Annotated in this window: 10 protein-coding genes; 6 read left to right on the plus strand and 4 right to left on the minus strand. The window is 73.0% G+C overall.

Translation table 11 applies throughout. From position 1 onward, the window contains the following. Window positions 1-70 precede the first annotated feature (70 nt). The 3 genes from AC2YHB_RS12375 to AC2YHB_RS12385 are packed head-to-tail and all read left to right on the plus strand — an operon-like array spanning window position 71 to window position 6,373. Window positions 71-5,452, plus strand: coding sequence for an ExeM/NucH family extracellular endonuclease (locus AC2YHB_RS12375; protein WP_179651782.1), 5,382 nt, complete (start codon window positions 71-73; stop codon window positions 5,450-5,452). A 60-nt stretch (window positions 5,453-5,512) separates the two neighbouring features. After that, a complete protein-coding gene (locus tag AC2YHB_RS12380) occupies window positions 5,513-6,013 on the plus strand; it encodes a CinA family protein (RefSeq protein WP_179651781.1) in 501 nt (166 codons plus the stop codon). Between the two features lie 51 nt (window positions 6,014-6,064). After that, complete coding sequence (locus AC2YHB_RS12385; RefSeq protein ID WP_444547295.1) at window positions 6,065-6,373, plus strand: helix-turn-helix domain-containing protein; 309 nt, start codon at window positions 6,065-6,067, stop codon at window positions 6,371-6,373. A gap of 21 nt (window positions 6,374-6,394) precedes the next feature. Here AC2YHB_RS12385 and htpX read toward each other — a convergent pair whose 3' ends face one another. From htpX to AC2YHB_RS12400, 3 genes are read right to left on the minus strand one after another with little or no spacing between them, the layout of a single operon-like run. Further along, window positions 6,395-7,270 (minus strand): zinc metalloprotease HtpX, encoded by an 876-nt coding sequence (gene htpX, locus AC2YHB_RS12390; protein WP_036544855.1) that lies wholly within the window; start codon window positions 7,268-7,270, stop codon window positions 6,395-6,397. 56 nt (window positions 7,271-7,326) lie between these two features. Continuing rightward, window positions 7,327-8,124 (minus strand): DNA-formamidopyrimidine glycosylase family protein, encoded by a 798-nt coding sequence (locus AC2YHB_RS12395; protein ID WP_179651780.1) that lies wholly within the window; start codon window positions 8,122-8,124, stop codon window positions 7,327-7,329. Then, on the minus strand, window positions 8,117-12,652 hold the full coding sequence (locus AC2YHB_RS12400) for an ATP-dependent helicase (RefSeq protein WP_179651778.1): 4,536 nt from the start codon (window positions 12,650-12,652) through the stop codon (window positions 8,117-8,119). The genes AC2YHB_RS12395 and AC2YHB_RS12400 overlap by 8 nt, the downstream gene beginning before the upstream one ends. A 39-nt stretch (window positions 12,653-12,691) precedes the next feature. Between AC2YHB_RS12400 and AC2YHB_RS12405 the strand changes: the two genes are divergently transcribed. From AC2YHB_RS12405 to AC2YHB_RS12415, 3 genes are read left to right on the plus strand one after another with little or no spacing between them, the layout of a single operon-like run. Continuing rightward, window positions 12,692-13,384, plus strand: a complete 693-nt coding sequence (locus tag AC2YHB_RS12405) for a class F sortase (RefSeq protein WP_179651777.1) — start codon at window positions 12,692-12,694, stop codon at window positions 13,382-13,384. A gap of 27 nt (window positions 13,385-13,411) precedes the next feature. Beyond that, entirely contained in the window at window positions 13,412-13,927 is a 516-nt protein-coding gene (locus tag AC2YHB_RS12410; protein ID WP_036544863.1) for a SigE family RNA polymerase sigma factor, read from the plus strand. After that, window positions 13,927-15,033: a PQQ-binding-like beta-propeller repeat protein gene (locus tag AC2YHB_RS12415; protein ID WP_179651776.1), complete on the plus strand. Its 1,107-nt coding sequence runs from the start codon at window positions 13,927-13,929 to the stop codon at window positions 15,031-15,033. The genes AC2YHB_RS12410 and AC2YHB_RS12415 overlap by 1 nt, the downstream gene beginning before the upstream one ends. Before the next feature lie 4 nt (window positions 15,034-15,037). Here AC2YHB_RS12415 and AC2YHB_RS12420 read toward each other — a convergent pair whose 3' ends face one another. Then, window positions 15,038-16,303: an MFS transporter gene (locus tag AC2YHB_RS12420; RefSeq protein ID WP_179651775.1), complete on the minus strand. Its 1,266-nt coding sequence runs from the start codon at window positions 16,301-16,303 to the stop codon at window positions 15,038-15,040.

Genomic DNA, 16,303 nt, shown 5'->3' on the forward strand with positions numbered 1-16,303 from the left:
CCCCTCCGTTCGCAGTCGCTTTCTCGGGTAGTACTGCGCTCCGCCGCTTTGTCGACCCCGGAAGAAGTCAATGCGTTCAGCGAAGCAGTTCCTGTTCGGTTCACTCGGTGCCGCCCTCGGAATCTCGGGGCTGGCTGTCCTCGCTCCCACGCCCGCGCAGGCCGAGCCTGACGGCTCCGGCGTGGTCATCTCGGAGGTGTACGGCGCTGGCGGGTTCGCGGCGACCGACACACTCCCGGCGTCGAGCTACACCCACGACTTCATCGAGCTCTACAACCCGACCGACGCCGAGGTCAGCCTCACCGGTTGGGCTGTGTTCTACGGAAGCGCGACGCGTGGGGCCGGTGCCACGATCAGCAACAAGATCGCGCTGACCGGGTCGATCCCGGCGCACGGCCACTACCTGGTCCAAGGGGCCGGCAACGTGGCGAACGGTGCACCGATGCCGGTCGCCGACGCGACGGGCAGCATCAACATGGGCTCGGGCTCGGGCCTCGTCATCCTGAGCAACCAGAGCGCCGACCTCACCGGACTCCCGCAGGGTGACATCAAGAACGCCACCGGGGTGGTCGACGCCGTCGGCTACGGCACGGCGAACACCTTCGAGTCGGCCGCCGACGGCACGGCCCTCTCGGGGACGGTGTCCGCGTTCCGCAACGCGACCGGCACCGACACGGACAACAACAGCGCCGACTTCTCCACGGGCGCGCCGACGCCGACCAACCGCGACGAGAACGCGCTCGGCGCCACCGACCCGGCCGACGTCAACACCTACGTCGGCGTCCCGCTGTCGCTGCAGCTCCAGGCCAGCGGGGGCACGCCCGGCTACACCTGGTCGCTGACCAGCGGCACCCTGCCGGACGGCGTGACGCTGAGCCCGGCGGGCCTCGTCAGCGGTACCCCGACCACCGTCGGCACCTCCGAGGTCACGGCCACGGTCACCGACTCGGCCGCCCCGACCGCGGCGACGAAGTCGGTCACCTTCACGATCACCGTCGAGGCCGCTCCCGAGGAGCTCCCGATCGCGGCCATCCAGGGCACCGGGCCGGCGTCCGAGCGCGTCGACGACACCGTCATCACGACCGGCGTCGTGACCGCGATGTACAAGGACCCGGCCTTCGCCAGCTCGAGCTTCGACGGCATGTACATCCAGACCGGCGGCACCGGTGGCGCCACGGACGGCACCCCGGGTGCGTCGGACGCGATCTTCGTCTACGGCGCGAACGCGATGCCCGCGGGCGTCGCGATCGGCGACTCGGTCGAGGTGACCGGCAAGGTCGCCGAGTTCGCGGGCAGCACCCAGCTGGTGCCCGCCGCCGGCGGCGTGGTCGAGCTCGGCAGCCCGCTCGACCCGGTGACCCCGCTGGCGATCGCCTACCCGACCACCGAGACCGACCGCGAGGCGCAGGAGGGCATGCTGCTCGCGCCGACGGACGACTTCACGGTCACCAGCTCCTACAACGTCAACACCTTCGCCGAGGTCGGCCTCGCCACGGGCGACACGCCCCTGCGCCAGCCCACCGAGTACGCCGGCGACAGCAACACCTTCCTGCTCAACGCGATCAAGGCCGACAACGCGGCCCGCGGCGTCGTCCTCGACGACGGCACCTCGGTCAACTACATGACCAACGCCGCCGCGAAGAACCAGCCGCTGCCGTGGCTGACGCCGACCAAGCCGATCCGCGTCGGTGCCGAGGCGACGCTGACCGGCCCGGTCGTCCTCGAGTACCGCTTCAACACGTGGCGCTTCCAGCCCACCTCGCCGGTCTACGACGACGGCGCGTCGGTCGCGACCTTCGAGAACACCCGCCCGGCCAACGCCGCGCCCCGTGAGGTCGGCGGCGACCTGAAGATCGCCACCTTCAACGTCCTCAACTACTTCAACACGACCGGTCAGCAGTACGTCGCCAACGGCGCCGCGCAGACGCCGCCGGTCAACACCCAGTGCTCCTACTACGAGGACCGCCAGGGCAACCCGATCGCCAACAACACCTGTGGTGTGGTCACCAACGGCGTGAACGCCGGCAACGGCCCGCGCGGTGCCGCGACGACGGCCAGCCTCGAGCGGCAGCGGGCGAAGATCGTGACCGCGATCAACCTGCTCGACGCCGACATCGTCGGCCTGCAGGAGGTCGAGGCGTCGCTCAAGCTGGTCGGCGAGACCGACCGCGACGACGCCCTCCGCTCGCTGGTCGACGCGCTGAACGACGCGGCCGGTGCCGGCACCTGGCGCTTCGTGCACAGCCCCGGTGAGGCGACCCTGGCCGCCTCGGTGACCGAGCAGGACGTCATCCGGCCGGCCTTCATCTACCGGACGGCGAGCGTCGAGCCGGTCGGCCAGTCGGACATCCTCTTCGGCACGACCGAGTTCGCCAACGCCCGCGAGCCGCTGGCCCAGGCGTTCAAGGCCAAGGGCGCCCTCGACGACGCGGCCTTCGCCGTGATCCTCAACCACTTCAAGTCGAAGGGCGACAGCCAGACGCCGGCGACCGGCGACAACGCCAACAACGCCGACACCGGCGCGTTCAACGGTGACCGCACCCGCCAGGCCACCCGCCTGGTGCAGTTCGCCAACGAGTTCGCCGCGGCGCGCGACATCGACGCGGTGTTCCTCGCCGGCGACTTCAACTCCTACTCGAAGGAGGACCCGATCCGGGCCCTCGAGCAGGGTGGCTTCGAGCTGATCGACTCCACCGAGAACGAGGAGAGCTACTCGTTCTCCGGGCTGAGCGGCTCGCTCGACCACGTGCTCGGCAACAGCGCGGCGCTGAACATGGTGACCGGTGCGGACATCTGGGACATCAACGCCGCCGAGTCGGTGGCCTTCCAGTACAGCCGCTACAACTACAACGTCACCGACTTCTGGCAGCCGAACCAGCCGTTCGCGGCCTCCGACCACAACCCGGAGATCATCGGCATCGACGTGCCGGAGGTGACCGGCTCGTACAAGAAGATCCAGATCGTCGGCACCAACGACTTCCACGGCCGGATCCTGCCCTCGGGCGGCGACAGCGCCGGCGCGTCGGTGCTGTCGGGCGCGGTCAAGGAGCTGCGGGCCGACAACCCGAACACGGTCTTCGTGGCCGCCGGCGACCTGATCGGTGCGTCGACCTTCGAGTCCTTCATCCAGGACGACAAGCCGACCATCGACGCCCTCAACGCCGCGGGCCTCGACGTCTCGGCCGTGGGCAACCACGAGCTCGACCAGGGCTACGACGACCTCGTCAACCGGGTCATGGCGCCGTACGACGCCGAGACGAACCCGCTCGGTGGCGCGCAGTGGAAGTACATCGCCGCCAACCTCAAGGTGAAGGCCACGGGCGACCCGGCCGTGCCCGCGACCTGGATCAAGACGGTCGACGGCGTCGAGATCGGCTTCGTCGGAGCGGTCACCGAGGACCTGCCGGCCCTCGTCTCGCCCGACGGCATCGCCGACATCGAGGTCACCGACATCGTCGACTCGGTCAACGCGGAGGCCGCCGACCTGCGGGCCAACGGCGCCGACCTGGTGGTGATGCTGGTCCACGAGGGCTCGGCCTCCACCAGCTGCACCTCGCCGCAGTTCACCGACGAGGCCACGACCTGGGGCAATATCACCCAGAACGTCTCCTCCGACGTGGACGCGATCGTCTCCGGCCACACGCACCTCGCCTACAACTGCTCCTTCCCGGTCGCCGACTGGGATGCCGAGGGCCGCACCGTGACCAAGCGTCCGGTGGTCTCGGCGGGCCAGTACGGGCAGAACCTCAACCAGCTGGTCTTCACCTACGACAACGGCACCGGTGACCTGGTCGCCGTCGGCCAGGAGATCATCGGCATCGCCGGCACCGGCTACCTGCCCGACCCGGCGATCGACCCGATCGTGACGGCTGCGAAGAACAAGGCCAACGAGCTCGGGGCCCAGGTCCTCGGCAAGATGGAGGGTCCGTTCTCCCGCGCCAAGCTGGCCAACGGCACCACGGAGAACCGCGGTGGCGAGTCGACCCTGGGCAACCAGGTCGCCGAGGTCCAGCGCTGGGCGACCGAGAAGCCCGAGTCCGGCAGCGCGCAGATCGCGTTCATGAACCCGGGTGGTCTCCGCGACGACATGAAGGGCACGGTCAACGGCTCGGTCCGTGACCTGACCTACAAGCAGGCCGCCGTGGTCCAGCCGTTCGCCAACACCCTGGTGAACATGGACCTGACCGGAGCCCAGATCGAGACCGTCCTCGAGCAGCAGTGGCAGCGCACCAGCACGGGTGCCGTCCCGTCGCGCCCGTTCCTGCGCCTCGGCGTCTCGAAGGGCTTCACCTACACCTACGAGGAGAAGCCGGTGACCGTCAGCGGCACCGCGACCTTCCAGGGTGAGGTCACCGGGATGTGGCTCAACGGTGAGGCGATCGACCTGGGTGCGACGTACTCGGTCACGGTCAACTCCTTCCTCGCGTCCGGCGGCGACAACTTCTTCGAGTTCGCCAACGGCTCGGGCAGGGCCGACACCGGCAAGGTCGACCTCGAGGCGATGGTCGACTACATGGCGCAGTACAAGGACACGCCGCTCCCGGTCGACTACGGCCAGCGCGCGGTCGAGGTCGAGCTCCCGGCCGATGCCCCGGCGTCGTACGTGCCGGGTGACCACGTGAAGTTCGACATCTCCTCGTGGACGATGTCGACGGCCGACGACGTCAAGGACACCGAGGTGCAGGTCAAGCTCGGCGACCAGGTCATCGGCACCGCGACCCTCGACAACACCATCGGCACGGCGGTCTACGACCAGTACGGCACGGCTGCGGTCGACGTCGTCCTCCCGGAGGACACCCCGGACGGCAACGTCACGCTGAGCCTGGTCGGCGCCGCCACCGGCACCGAGTCGCAGCTCGTCATCGCTGTGGACGCCGGTGAGCCGGCGGCCGTCGTCAACGACACCCCGCCGACGGTCACCGGCACCGCCCGGGTCGGCCGGACGCTGACGGCGACCAACGGCACGTGGACGCCGGCCGAGGTCACCTTCGCCTACCAGTGGCTGGCCAACGGCACCCCGATCGCCAACGCGACCGCGAAGACGCTGAAGCTGACCGGGGCGCACGTCGGCAAGAAGATCTCGGTGCGCGTCACCGCCTCGGCGGACGGCTACACCGACGGTGTCGCGACGTCGGCCGAGACGGCCGCCGTGGCGAAGGGACCGGTCAACATGTCGGTCACCACGAGCCCGTCGAAGGTCATCGTGAAGTCCACCCGGGCCAAGGTGGCGGTCACCCTCACCAACCCGGACGGGGTCGCGGTCACCGGCCAGGTGACGGTCTCGGCGACGGGGCTCGGCTCGCGCACGGTCACCCTCGTCGGTGGCAAGGCGACGGTCACGCTGCCGGTGTTCCCGTCGATCGGGACCAAGACGGTGACCGTCCGCTACCTGGGCAGCAGCACGCTGTTGGCGAAGTCCACCAGCACGAGCATCTTCGTGGTGCGCCGCTGACCCCGGCCCCCGCGCCGACCGGACGATGACGGCCGGTGGTCCCGTGACACGATGCGTGCCATGGGACCACCGGCCGATCTCGTTGCACTGCTCAAGGACCTCGGCGCGACGCTGGCCACCGCCGAGTCGCTCACCGGCGGCCGGGTCGCCGCACGGGTGACGAACGTCCCGGGCTCCTCCGCCGTGTACGCCGGCGGCGTGGTCAGCTACCAGACGCCGGTCAAGGTCGAGGTGCTCGGCGTCGCGCAGGCGACGGTGGACGAGCAGGGCGTCGTCTCCGCCGAGTGCGCCCGCGAGATGGCCGCCGGGGTCCGGCGGCTGCTCGGGACGACCTACGCCGTGAGCACGACGGGGGTGGCCGGACCGGAGCGCCAGGAGGGCAAGGAGGTCGGGACCGTCTTCGTCGGCGTCGCCGGCCCGGGCGGGGTCGAGGCGGTCGAGCTGGCGCTCGACGGGGACCGCGCGACCATCCAGGAGGCGACGGTCGACGAGGCCCTGTCGGTGCTGGCTGACATGATCAGCTCGGACAGTCGGCCCGCGGAAGATTCGGGGCTCGGGTAGCGTTGGTCCCACGACCCGGTCAGTCCGGGCCCGGAAGGTCCAGGAGAGGAGATCGAGATGGTGTTGTTCCGCCGCTCGCTCGGTGACATCCTTCGCAGTCGCCGCACCGAGCTCGGTCTGACCCTGCGCGAGGTCTCCGGTGCCGCACGGGTGAGCCTGGGCTACATCTCCGAGATCGAGCGCGGCCAGAAGGAAGCGTCCTCGGAGCTGCTGTCGTCCCTGTGCGACGCGCTCGAGATGCCCCTGTCCGACGTCCTGCGGGAGGTCGCCGACGCCGTGGCGCTCGAGGAGGCCGCGCTGGTCGGCGCGACCCCGATCACCCCTCGCCGCACCGGCGAGGTCGTTCCCTCCGCTGCCTGACGGGCTCGACCCGAGCGGCGCTCAGCGCCGGCCGGCCATCGCCTCGAGGCGCGCGATCCGGTCCGCCATGGGCGGGTGCGTGGAGAAGAGGCGCTGCACGTCGGCCGCGCGGAACGGGTTCGCGATCATCATGTGACTCGCGCTCTGCAGCTCGGGCGTCGGGGCCAGCGGTGCCCGGGCGGTGCCGGTCTCCAGCTTGCGCAGCGCCGAGGCGAGCGCGAGCGGGTCGCCGGTGAGCCGGGCGCCGTCCTCGTCGGCGTCGTACTCGCGGGTCCGGCTGATCGCCATCTGGATGACGGCCGCGGCGAACGGCGCGAGGAGTGCGGTCGCGACCATCACCAGCGGGTTGGGGCGGTCCTCGTCGTTGCCGCCGCCGAAGATCGAGGTGAAGGCCAGGAACTGGGCGACCGAGCTGATCACGCCGGCGATGGCGGCCGCCACGGAGCCGGTGAGGATGTCGCGGTTGTAGACGTGCATCAGCTCGTGGCCGAGCACGCCGCGCAGCTCGCGCTCGTCGAGCAGCCCGAGGATGCCCTCGGTGCAGCAGACGGCGGCGTGCTCGGGGTTGCGACCGGTCGCGAAGGCGTTGGGCGCCTGGGTGGGGGAGACGAAGAGCGCGGGCATCGGCTGGCCGGCGCTCGACGAGAGCTCGCGCACGATCCGGTACATCGCCGGCTGCTGGGCCTCGCTCACGGGGTAGGCGTGCATGGCCCGGATCGCGAGCTTGTCGGAGTTCCAGTAGCCGTACGCCGTCGTGCCGACGCCGATCAGGGCGAAGATCCAGATGAACGCCGAGCTGCCCGTGGCCGCGGCGATCAGGCCGCCGACGGCAAGGAGGAGCGCGAAGATCGCGCCGAGGAGACCGGCTGTCTTGAGACCGTTGTGGTGGCCGTGCATGTCCGGTGAACGAACGACCCGGGGTGGGACGTTCCGCACGTTCGTTGAGATGCGGGTCACGGGCGGGGCTGGCAGTGCGGGCACCAGTACGTCGTGCGCTCGCGGCCGGGCTCCCCGACGGTCCCCGCCTCGAGCGGGGTGCGGCAGCGCAGGCACGGCTGGCGGTGGCGCCGGTAGGCCCAGACCGGGTTGCGCCGGTCGCCGGTGGTGAGCGGCCGGCCGGTCCGCATCGCGGACTGGAGCATCTGGCGCGCCCGGTCCAGGAAGCGCCCGGGGTCGCGGACGGCCGACACCGGGCCGACCGGGCACATCCCGGCGACGAAGCAGGACTCGGCCAGCCAGATCGTGCCGATGCCCGCCACGACCGTCTGGTCGAGCAGCGCCTCGCCGAGCACCCGGTCGGGTCGCGCGACGAGCCGGGCGACCGCCTCGGCCCGGTCGTCGCTGCTCCACGGGCCGAGCAGGTCGGGGCCGAGGTGGCCGACGACGGTGTGCTCGTCCGCGGTCGCGAGGAGCTCCACCAAGCCGAGCCGGAGACCGACCGCCACGACGCGGTCCGTCTCCAGCACGACCCGCGCGTCGGCTGCCGGCCCGGGGCGTCGCTCGCCGACCGCGGCGGTCCGCCAGCTGCCCTCCATCTTGAGGTGGGTGTGCAGCGTCAACCGCTCGCCCGCAGGGGTGGTCAGCCGGGTCAGGAGGTGCTTGCCGTGGGTCGCGGTGCGCTCGACCGTCGCGCCGGCGAGGTCGGTCGTCGCCAGCTGGGGGACCCGGAAGTCGGTGCTGGTCAGCACCTGCCCGGCGAGCGCGCGGTCCAGCCGGTCGGCGGTACGACGAACGGCATCTCCCTCAGGCACGGATCCTGAGCCCTCGGGGTGTGGCCACGAAGCCGGCCGCCGACAGCGCCTCGCGCAGGGGGCTGCCGCTGCCGAGCAGGGCGGCGCCGTCGGCCTTCTCGACGGTCAGCTGCCCGAGCGTGCCGCGGCGTACGGCCGTCGACAGGGCCTCGGCGGCGGGCTCGAGCAGGGCGGGCTCCTCGGTCCACGTGAGCAGGGTGCGGCCGCCGCGCTCGACGTAGAGCACGAGCACCCCGTCGACGAGCACGACCAGGGCCCCCGCCTTGCGCCCGGGGCGGTGCCCGGCGCTCTCGTCCTCGCCGCGGGCGGCCTGCGGCCAGGGGAGCGCGGCGCCGTAGGGGTTGGCGGGGTCGGTGGCGGCCAGCGCCACGGCGACCGGCTTCTCGTCGTCCACGGACGTGAAGGTCCTGAGCCGGTCGACGGCTCCGGCGGTGCCGAACTGGGCGGCGCCGAGGCCCTCGACGAAGTAGCCGCGGCGGCAGCGTCCGGACTCCTCGAACGCGCTGAGCACCTTGTAGACCGCCGCGAAGCCGCCGGGGACCCGCTCGTTGACGACGGCGCCGCGGGTCACCACGCCGTGGCGCTCGAGCAGCTGCTCGGCGAAGGCGTGGGCGCGGCGGGTCGGGTCGCGGTCGACCGTCGGCAGCACGGCCCAGCGCCCGGCGGTCTCCGGCGGGCCCGTGCGGGCGACCCGGCCCGGTCGTGCGGGCGCACGCCGGGTGCGGTGGGCGCCGCGGCCGCTGCGGGTCAGCGCGCGCAGGGGCGTGAGGGTGTCGTTGGTGAGGTGGCCGCTCCACACCAGGCCCCACAACGCGGCGCTGACGGCGTCGTCGAGCGGCGGAGTGTCGCCGGCGTCCAGGCAGGCCCGGGCGACCTGGTCGGCCACCTGCCGGAAGAACCACGCACCGCCCGGCGCCAGCACGTCGAGCACCCGCTGCTGCAGCGGCTCCTCGACGGGGCCGGGCTCGGGGAGGGTCAGGTGGGCCTGGTCGGCGAGGTGCAGCGAGATCCAGCCGTCGCTGCCGGGCAGCGCGCCGTGGCCGGCCCACAGGACCTCGCCGGTGGCGGTGAGCTCGTCGAGCAGCGCCGGCTCGTAGTCGCGCACCCGCGCGGGGAGCACCAGCGACTCCAGCCCGCTGGCGGGCACGGCCGCACCGGCGAGCTGCTCGATCGTGCGCAGCAGGCCGTCGGCGCCGCGGGGACCGCGGGCCGTGGTGATCTCGTGCCAGGCGGCGGTGAACCTGGCCAGGGTCGCGGGCTCGACCGGCTCGATCTCGTGGCGCAGGCGGGCCAGGGAGCGACGACGGAGGCGACGCAGCACCTCGACGTCGCACCACTCCTCCCCGGCGCCGACCGGACGGAACTCGCCCGACAGCACCCGGCCCTGCGCCTCCAGCCGCTGCAGGGTGTGTCGCACGACCGCGATCCCGAGGCCGAGGCGCGTCGCCACCTGGTCGGCGGTGAAGGGTCCGTGCGTGCGGGCGTAGCGACTGACCAGGTCGGAGAGCGGGTCGTCGACGGGCTCGGTGAAGACGGCGGGCGTGCCCGGCGGGACGGGGACGCCCAGGCCGTCGCGCAGGCGGGCGACGTCCTCGACCGCGGCCCACGCGTCGCCGTACGCCATCCGGACGGGCACCACGCGACGGGCGGTCGCCAGGTCGGCCAGCCAGTCGGCGACCGGGGCCTCGTCGCGGGAGCGGGCCGCGACCTCGTCGAGGGTGAGCGGGCCGAGCAGCCGCAGCAGGTCGGCCACGCCCTCGGCATCGCGCGCGCGGCGGTCGGGGACGGTGCGCTGCAGCTCGGCCTCGACCTCGGCGAGCACGTCGGGGTCGAGCAGCTCGCGCAGCTCGGCCCGGCCGAGGAGCTCGGCGAGCAGCCCCTGGTCGAGGGTGAGCGCCGCGGCGCGCCGCTCGGCGAGCGGGGAGTCGCCCTCGTAGACGAACTGGGCGACATAGCCGAACATCAGCGTGCGCGCGTACGGCGACGGCTGGGTCGTCTCCACCTCGGTGACCGTGACGGCGCGCTGCTCGACGCGGCGCAGCAGCGTGGTCAGGCCCGGCAGGTCGTAGACGTCGTTGAGGACCTCGCGGACCGTCTCGAGCACGATCGGGAAGGACGGGTAGCGGGCGGCGACCTCGAGCAGCGCGGCGGCGCGCTGGCGCTGCTGCCACAGCGGCGAGCGGCGGCCGGGGTCGCGGCGGGGGAGCAGCAGCGCCCGGGCGGCGCACTCGCGGAAGCGGGCGGCGAAGAGGGCCGACCCGCCGACCTCGCGGGTGACGATCTCCTCGATCTCGTCGGGCTCGAAGGCGATCAGGTCGGCTCCGGGCGGCTCGGCATCGGTGTCGGGGATGCGGATCACGATGCCGTCGTCGGAGGCCATCGCCTGCCCGTCGATGCCGAAGCGCTCGCGCAGGCGGGCGTTGATCGCCAGCGCCCAGGGCGCGTGCACGGCCGTGCCGTAGGGGGAGTGGACCGCGATCCGCCAGTCGCCGAGCTCGTCGCGGAAGCGCTCGACGAGGACGGTGGCGTCACTGGGCAGCACGCGGGTCGCCTCGACCTGCTCGCGCAGGTAGGTCACCAGGTTGGTCGCGGCGTTGTCGTCGAGCCCGACCTCGCGGGCGCGGGCCTCGGCGACCTCGTCGGGCAGGGCGGCGAGCTCGCGGGTGAAGGCGCCGATGGCCTCGCCGAGCTCCGTCGGCCGCCCGGCCGTGTCGCCCTTCCAGAACGGCAGCCGGCCGGGGACGCCCGGGGCGGGGGTGACGATGACCTGGTCGCGGGTGATGTCCTCGATCCGCCAGCTGGTCGCGCCGAGCGCGAACACGTCGCCGACGCGGCTCTCGTAGACCATCTCCTCGTCGAGCTCGCCGACCCGCCGGCCGCCGCCCTCGCCGGCCAGGAAGACGCCGTAGAGCCCGCGGTCGGGGATGGTCCCGCCGCTGGTGACGGCCAGCCGCTGCGCCCCGGGGCGTCCGGAGACCCGCCCGGTCACGCGGTCCCACGTCACCCGTGGGCGGAGCTCGGCGAACTCGTCGCTCGGGTAGCGACCGGCGAGCAGGTCGAGGACGGCGTCGTACGCGGACCGGGGGAGGTGGGCGTAGGGGGCGCTGCGGCGGACGACGTCGAAGAGCTCGTCGACGTCCCACTCCTCGACGGCCGTCGCCGCGACGACCTGCTGGGCGAGCACGTCGAGCGGGTTGGCCGGGACGCGCAGCTCCTCGATGCCGCCGGTGCGCATCCGGGCCACCGCCACGGCGGCAGGAGCGAGGTCGCCGCGGTGCTGCGGGAAGAACACGCCCCGCGAGGTCTCGCCGACCTGGTGGCCGGCGCGCCCGACCCGCTGCAGGGCGCTGGCCACGCTCGGCGGCGAGGCGATCTGCAGGACCAGGTCGACGGCGCCCATGTCGATGCCGAGCTCGAGGCTGCTGGTGGCGACGACGGCCGGCAGCCGACCGGACTTGAGGTCGTCCTCGACGATCGCCCGCTGCTCCTTCGACACCGACCCGTGGTGCGTGCGGGCGAGCACCGGCGGCGCCCCGGCCGCAGCACCGGACTGGGCCATCACCTGCGCGGGCGGGGTGATGCCCTCGGTGGTGACCTCGGCCGCGATCTCGTTGAGCCGGGCGGTCAGCCGCTCCGCCGTACGCCGCCCGTTGGTGAAGACGATCGTCGACTGGTGCTCGCCGATCAGCTCGGCCACGCGCTGCTCGACATGGGGCCAGATGCTGGCTCGGGCGGGCGGTGCGGTCGGGTCGTCGTCCTCGACGACCTGCCCGAGCTCGGTCATGTCCTCGACCGGGACCTCGACCCGCAGGTCCCACTCCTTGTGCGCCGGCGGCGAGACGATCTCGACAGGGGCGGCGCCACCGAGGAAGCGGGCGACCTCCTCGGTCGGCCGCACGGTCGCGGACAGGCCGATCCGCTGCGCCGGCTTCGGCAGCAGCGCGTCGAGTCGCTCGAGGCTGACCGCGAGGTGGGCGCCGCGCTTGGTGCCGGCCACCGCGTGCACCTCGTCGACGATGACCGTCTCGATGCCGCGCAGGGTCTCGCGGGCCTGGCTGGTCAGGATGAGGAAGAGGGACTCGGGCGTCGTGATCAGCACGTCCGGCGGCCGGGTGGCGAGCTTGCGGCGGTCGCCCGCCGCCGTGTCGCCGGACCGGATGCCGACGGTCACCTCGGGCAGCGCCGCGCCACCGAGGCGCTCCGCGGTCTGGCGGATGCCGGTCAGCGGGGCACGGAGGTTGCGCTCCACGTCGACGGCCAGCGCCTTGAGCGGCGACACGTAGAGGACCCGGGTGCGGTGGAGCCTGTCGGCGGGCGCGGGCGTGGTCAGGAGCCGGTCGATCCCGGCGAGGAAGGCGCTGAGCGTCTTGCCGGAGCCGGTCGGAGCGACGACGAGGGTGTGCCGCCCGCGGCGCACCGCGTCCCAGGCGCCGGCCTGGGCAGCGGTCGGCTCCGCGAACGCGGCCCGGAACCAGGTCCGGGTCGGCTCGCTGAAGTCAGCCAGCGGATCAGGGGTCACATCGGCCATCCTCGCGCACGCCACCGACATCGCGGTCACAATGGTGGCGTGAGCAGGAGGCGGGCGGCGGCAGTGGCGGGTGGCGTCGTCACCGTGCTGGTGGTCGCCCTGCTCGCCTGGTGGCTCGGACGGGACGAGGCGCCGCCCGCCGCTGCGCCCGAGCCGGTGCCGACGCTCACCCCGACGCCGTCCCCGACCCCGACCGAGGAGCCCGGACCCTGCGAGGGGCAGGCCCGCGTCGGCTTCGTGCCGACCCGGCTGACCGTGCCGGGCGTCGTACGGAAGGCGGCGGTGATCGGCGTCCCGCGCGACGCCCAGGGCGTGGTCGGCGTGCTGCCGCACGCGGACAACCAGAACTTCGCCTGGGACCTCGGCGGGGTCGAGCCCGGCTCGCCCGAGGGACACGTGCTGCTCAACACGCACACCTGGCCCGACGGCTCCGCGATGGGCAACCGGCTGCTCGACGGCCTGCAGGTCGGCGACGCGCTGCGGCTCGAGGGCGACGACGGTGCCTTCGCCTGCTACCGGGTCGGCGAGCGGGTGGAGGTGCCGGTCGAGGAGGGCTACCCGGGGTGGGCGGCGAAGGACGGCCCACCGCAGGTCGTCATCGTGGTGTGCTCGGGCAAGCGGCTCGGTCCGGGCGACTGGACGCACCGGACGCTGTGGTTCGCCGAGCCGGTGGACCCGCCGGAGCCCGTCGGATCCGCAGCCGAGGAGCCCAACCCCACACCCACCTCGTGACATCGGAAGGGGTGAGAGGAGGGGACGATGACGACTTCGGACCCAGGCTGGCGCTCCTTCGAGGAGTACGTCACGGCGCGATGGGCCGCGCTCTACCGGACCGCCCACCTGGTCACCGGCGACCCTGCCGTCGCCGAGGACCTGCTGCAGGCCACGATGCTCAAGGTCATGGCGCAGTGGTCGCGGGTACGACGGGCCGACTCGCCCGACGCGTACGTCCGCCGGATGCTGCTCAACGAGCTGCTCGGCGAGCGGCGCAAGGCCGGCCGCCGCGCCGGGAAGGCGCACCTGGTGCCGGTCCCGGCGCCGGTGGCGGACCCCGCCGCTGACGCGACCACGCGCCTCGACCTGTGGGACCGGGTCCAGCAGCTGCCGCCCCGGCAGCGGGCCGTGCTCGTCCTGCGTTACTACGAGGACCTCTCGGAGGCGGAGATCGCCACCGTGCTCGGCGTCTCCGCCGGCACCGTGAAGTCGCAGGCGTCCCTGGCCCTGCGCAACCTCCGCGCCGTCGTACCCCAGAACCACACCGAGGAGGTGTCGTGATGACCGACCAGCTCGAGCGAGACCTGATCGCGCTCTTCGAGGAGCGCGCCGCGCAGGCGGACGTGCCGCCGGTGCCGATGGACCTGTTCGCCACCCCTGCCGCCGACCCGCGCTGGACCCGGCGGCGCACGCTCGCCCTCGGCCTGGCCGCGGCCGCGGCGGTGGCGGCGGTCGCCGTACCGATCGGTCTGGCGAACCGGGGCGACGACCCGGCGCCGCCGACGAAGGACCCGGAGCTCCCGCACGGGATCTCGGTGCCCTACCTGCTGGACGGCGAGCTGCACGCCGGCGACCTGACGATCCCGACCACGGCGAGCGCCCTGCAGGTCACCGGGTCCCAGCTGCTGGTCACCAGCGTCGACGAGGACGGCGGCGGGGTCTCCTGGCAGCGTCTGGTCGGGGACCGGCTCGAGGACCTGCCCTTCCTGGACGGCGTCTTCGGGGCCACGGTCACCGGGAACGGTGCTCTCGCCGCGGCTCCCGTCGGCAGCGACGCGACCACGTCGGTGCGCATCTGGGACGTCGCCAGCGGCGCCGTCGTCGACACGATCCCGCTCGCCGACCAGCCCTCGGGGGAGGACCCGTGGCTGTGGGGCTTCGACGGCGAGGGCCGCCTCTACTGGCAGGACGGCGCGACCCAGCGGATGCGCACCACCGCGGGTGACGTGGTCACCCTGCGCACGGGCGAGCTCCGGTTCGCGGGCCTCAGCCCCGGCGGGATCGTGCTGCGACGCGGCAGCGAGCGAACCGCGAAGCTCGGCGTCGCGTCGGACAGCGGGGCGGTCCAGGAGAGCGGCGAGGTCCCGGTCAGCACCACGGTGGCGTGGCGCAACAGCGGCCTGATGGCCTACCAGGCGCCGGCCTCCGGGCTCGTGTCGGTCTACGACGTCGCGAGCGGGAAGCGGACCCCGATCACGGTCGACGACGCGTTCTTCCTCACGCCCGTGGGCTGGAGCGGCGACGAGGTCGTCGTCGTGGCGCAGGACGTCGGCCCGCAGCGGGTGGTCGCCGTCGACCCCACCACCGGCCTGCAGCGGCTGGTCCTCGAGTTCGCCGTCGACGACCCCGCCGTCTTCCCGTCGCTCGGCGGCACCGGAGCCCTGTAGGACGCTAGGACGCGACCTCGGCCGGGGCCTCCGGGCTCCGGCCGTTGGCCGTCTCGGGAACGTGCCGCTCGAGCACCAGCGCCATGGCGGCGATCGCGACGCAGCCGACCACCATCAGCACGACGTACGCCGACCACAGGTCGTGGTCGAGCAGGAAGCCCGCGACGACCGGTCCGGCGATGGCGCCCGCCTGGAAGGCGGCGGCGCTGATCGCGTTGTAGCGCCCGCGGGTGTGGTCGGCGGCGAGGTCGTTGCTCATCGCCGGGACGGTCGGCTGCAGGAGCGTCTCGCCGAGGGCGAAGACGGCCATGAAGCCGAGCACCCCCGCGACGGCGACGGCGCCGCCGGGGACGGCACCGGCGAGGCCGAGCAGTCCCCACGCCCCGGCCCAGATCACGGCCATCACCACCATGACGCGGGTGCGGAGGCGACCGCTGATCCGGTTGAGCACGGTGAACTGCAGCAGCACGATCACCGCCGTGTTGACCGCGAACGCGAGACCCACCGTGCGGGTCGAGACCTCGGCCGCCTGCCGGGCGAAGCCGGGCAGGCCCGCCTCGAGCTGGCCGTAGCCGATGAACATCGCGACGAAGGTCAGCGCCGTCAGCCACCGCACGGCCGGCTGGCGCAGGATCGAGAGATAGCAGACGGCGGGCGCCTCGTCGCCGTCGTCGGGCGCCGTTGCGCGACCGTGGACGTGGCGCAGCGGCCCGAGCAGGAGCGCCATCGGGACCAGTCCGGAGATCGCGTCGCCCAGGAAGATCGCGGTGAAGGTGCCGGGGCGGTCGACGTCGGCGAAGATCCCGCCGACGATCCCGCCGACGCCGATGCCGAGGTTGACCAGGGCGAAGTTGATGCCGAAGTACTGCTGGCGCAGGTCGCCCGAGACGACGGCGGCGATGAGGGCGTTGAACGCCGGCCACGAGACGCCGAAGTTGAAGCCGATCAGCACCAGCGCGATCCCGGCGACCAGCGGCGTGGTGGCGAACGCCAGGACGACATTGCCGACGATCATCGCGCTGATGCCGGTGATCAGGATCGCCCGGGCGCCGTAGCGGTCGGTCAGCGCACCGCCGGGCCCGGTCACCAGCAGGCCGACGATCGCGATCAGCGCCATCAGCGTGCCGGACAGCCCGAGGTCGAAGCCGCGCACCTCGTGCAGGTAGATCAGCGTGAACGGCAGGGTCAGCCCGCGGCCCAGGGTCTGGATCGCGACGGTCGACAGCAGCCACCGGCCCTCGGTGGGCAGCGCTGCCCAGAAGCTCCTCAT

It is taken from the genome of Nocardioides sp. SRI_004 (genome assembly GCF_057586415.1).

Coding starts and splice junctions, on each gene's coding strand:
- AC2YHB_RS12375 (WP_179651782.1), top strand. CDS start 71: ATGCGTTCAGCGAAGCAGTTCCTGTTCGGTTCACTCGGTGCCGCCCTC.
- AC2YHB_RS12380 (WP_179651781.1), top strand. CDS start 5,513: ATGGGACCACCGGCCGATCTCGTTGCACTGCTCAAGGACCTCGGCGCG.
- htpX (WP_036544855.1), bottom strand. CDS start 7,270: ATGCACGGCCACCACAACGGTCTCAAGACAGCCGGTCTCCTCGGCGCG.
- AC2YHB_RS12400 (WP_179651778.1), bottom strand. CDS start 12,652: ATGGCCGATGTGACCCCTGATCCGCTGGCTGACTTCAGCGAGCCGACC.
- AC2YHB_RS12410 (WP_036544863.1), top strand. CDS start 13,412: ATGACGACTTCGGACCCAGGCTGGCGCTCCTTCGAGGAGTACGTCACG.
- AC2YHB_RS12415 (WP_179651776.1), top strand. CDS start 13,927: ATGACCGACCAGCTCGAGCGAGACCTGATCGCGCTCTTCGAGGAGCGC.
- AC2YHB_RS12420 (WP_179651775.1), bottom strand. CDS start 16,303: ATGAGGAGCTTCTGGGCAGCGCTGCCCACCGAGGGCCGGTGGCTGCTG.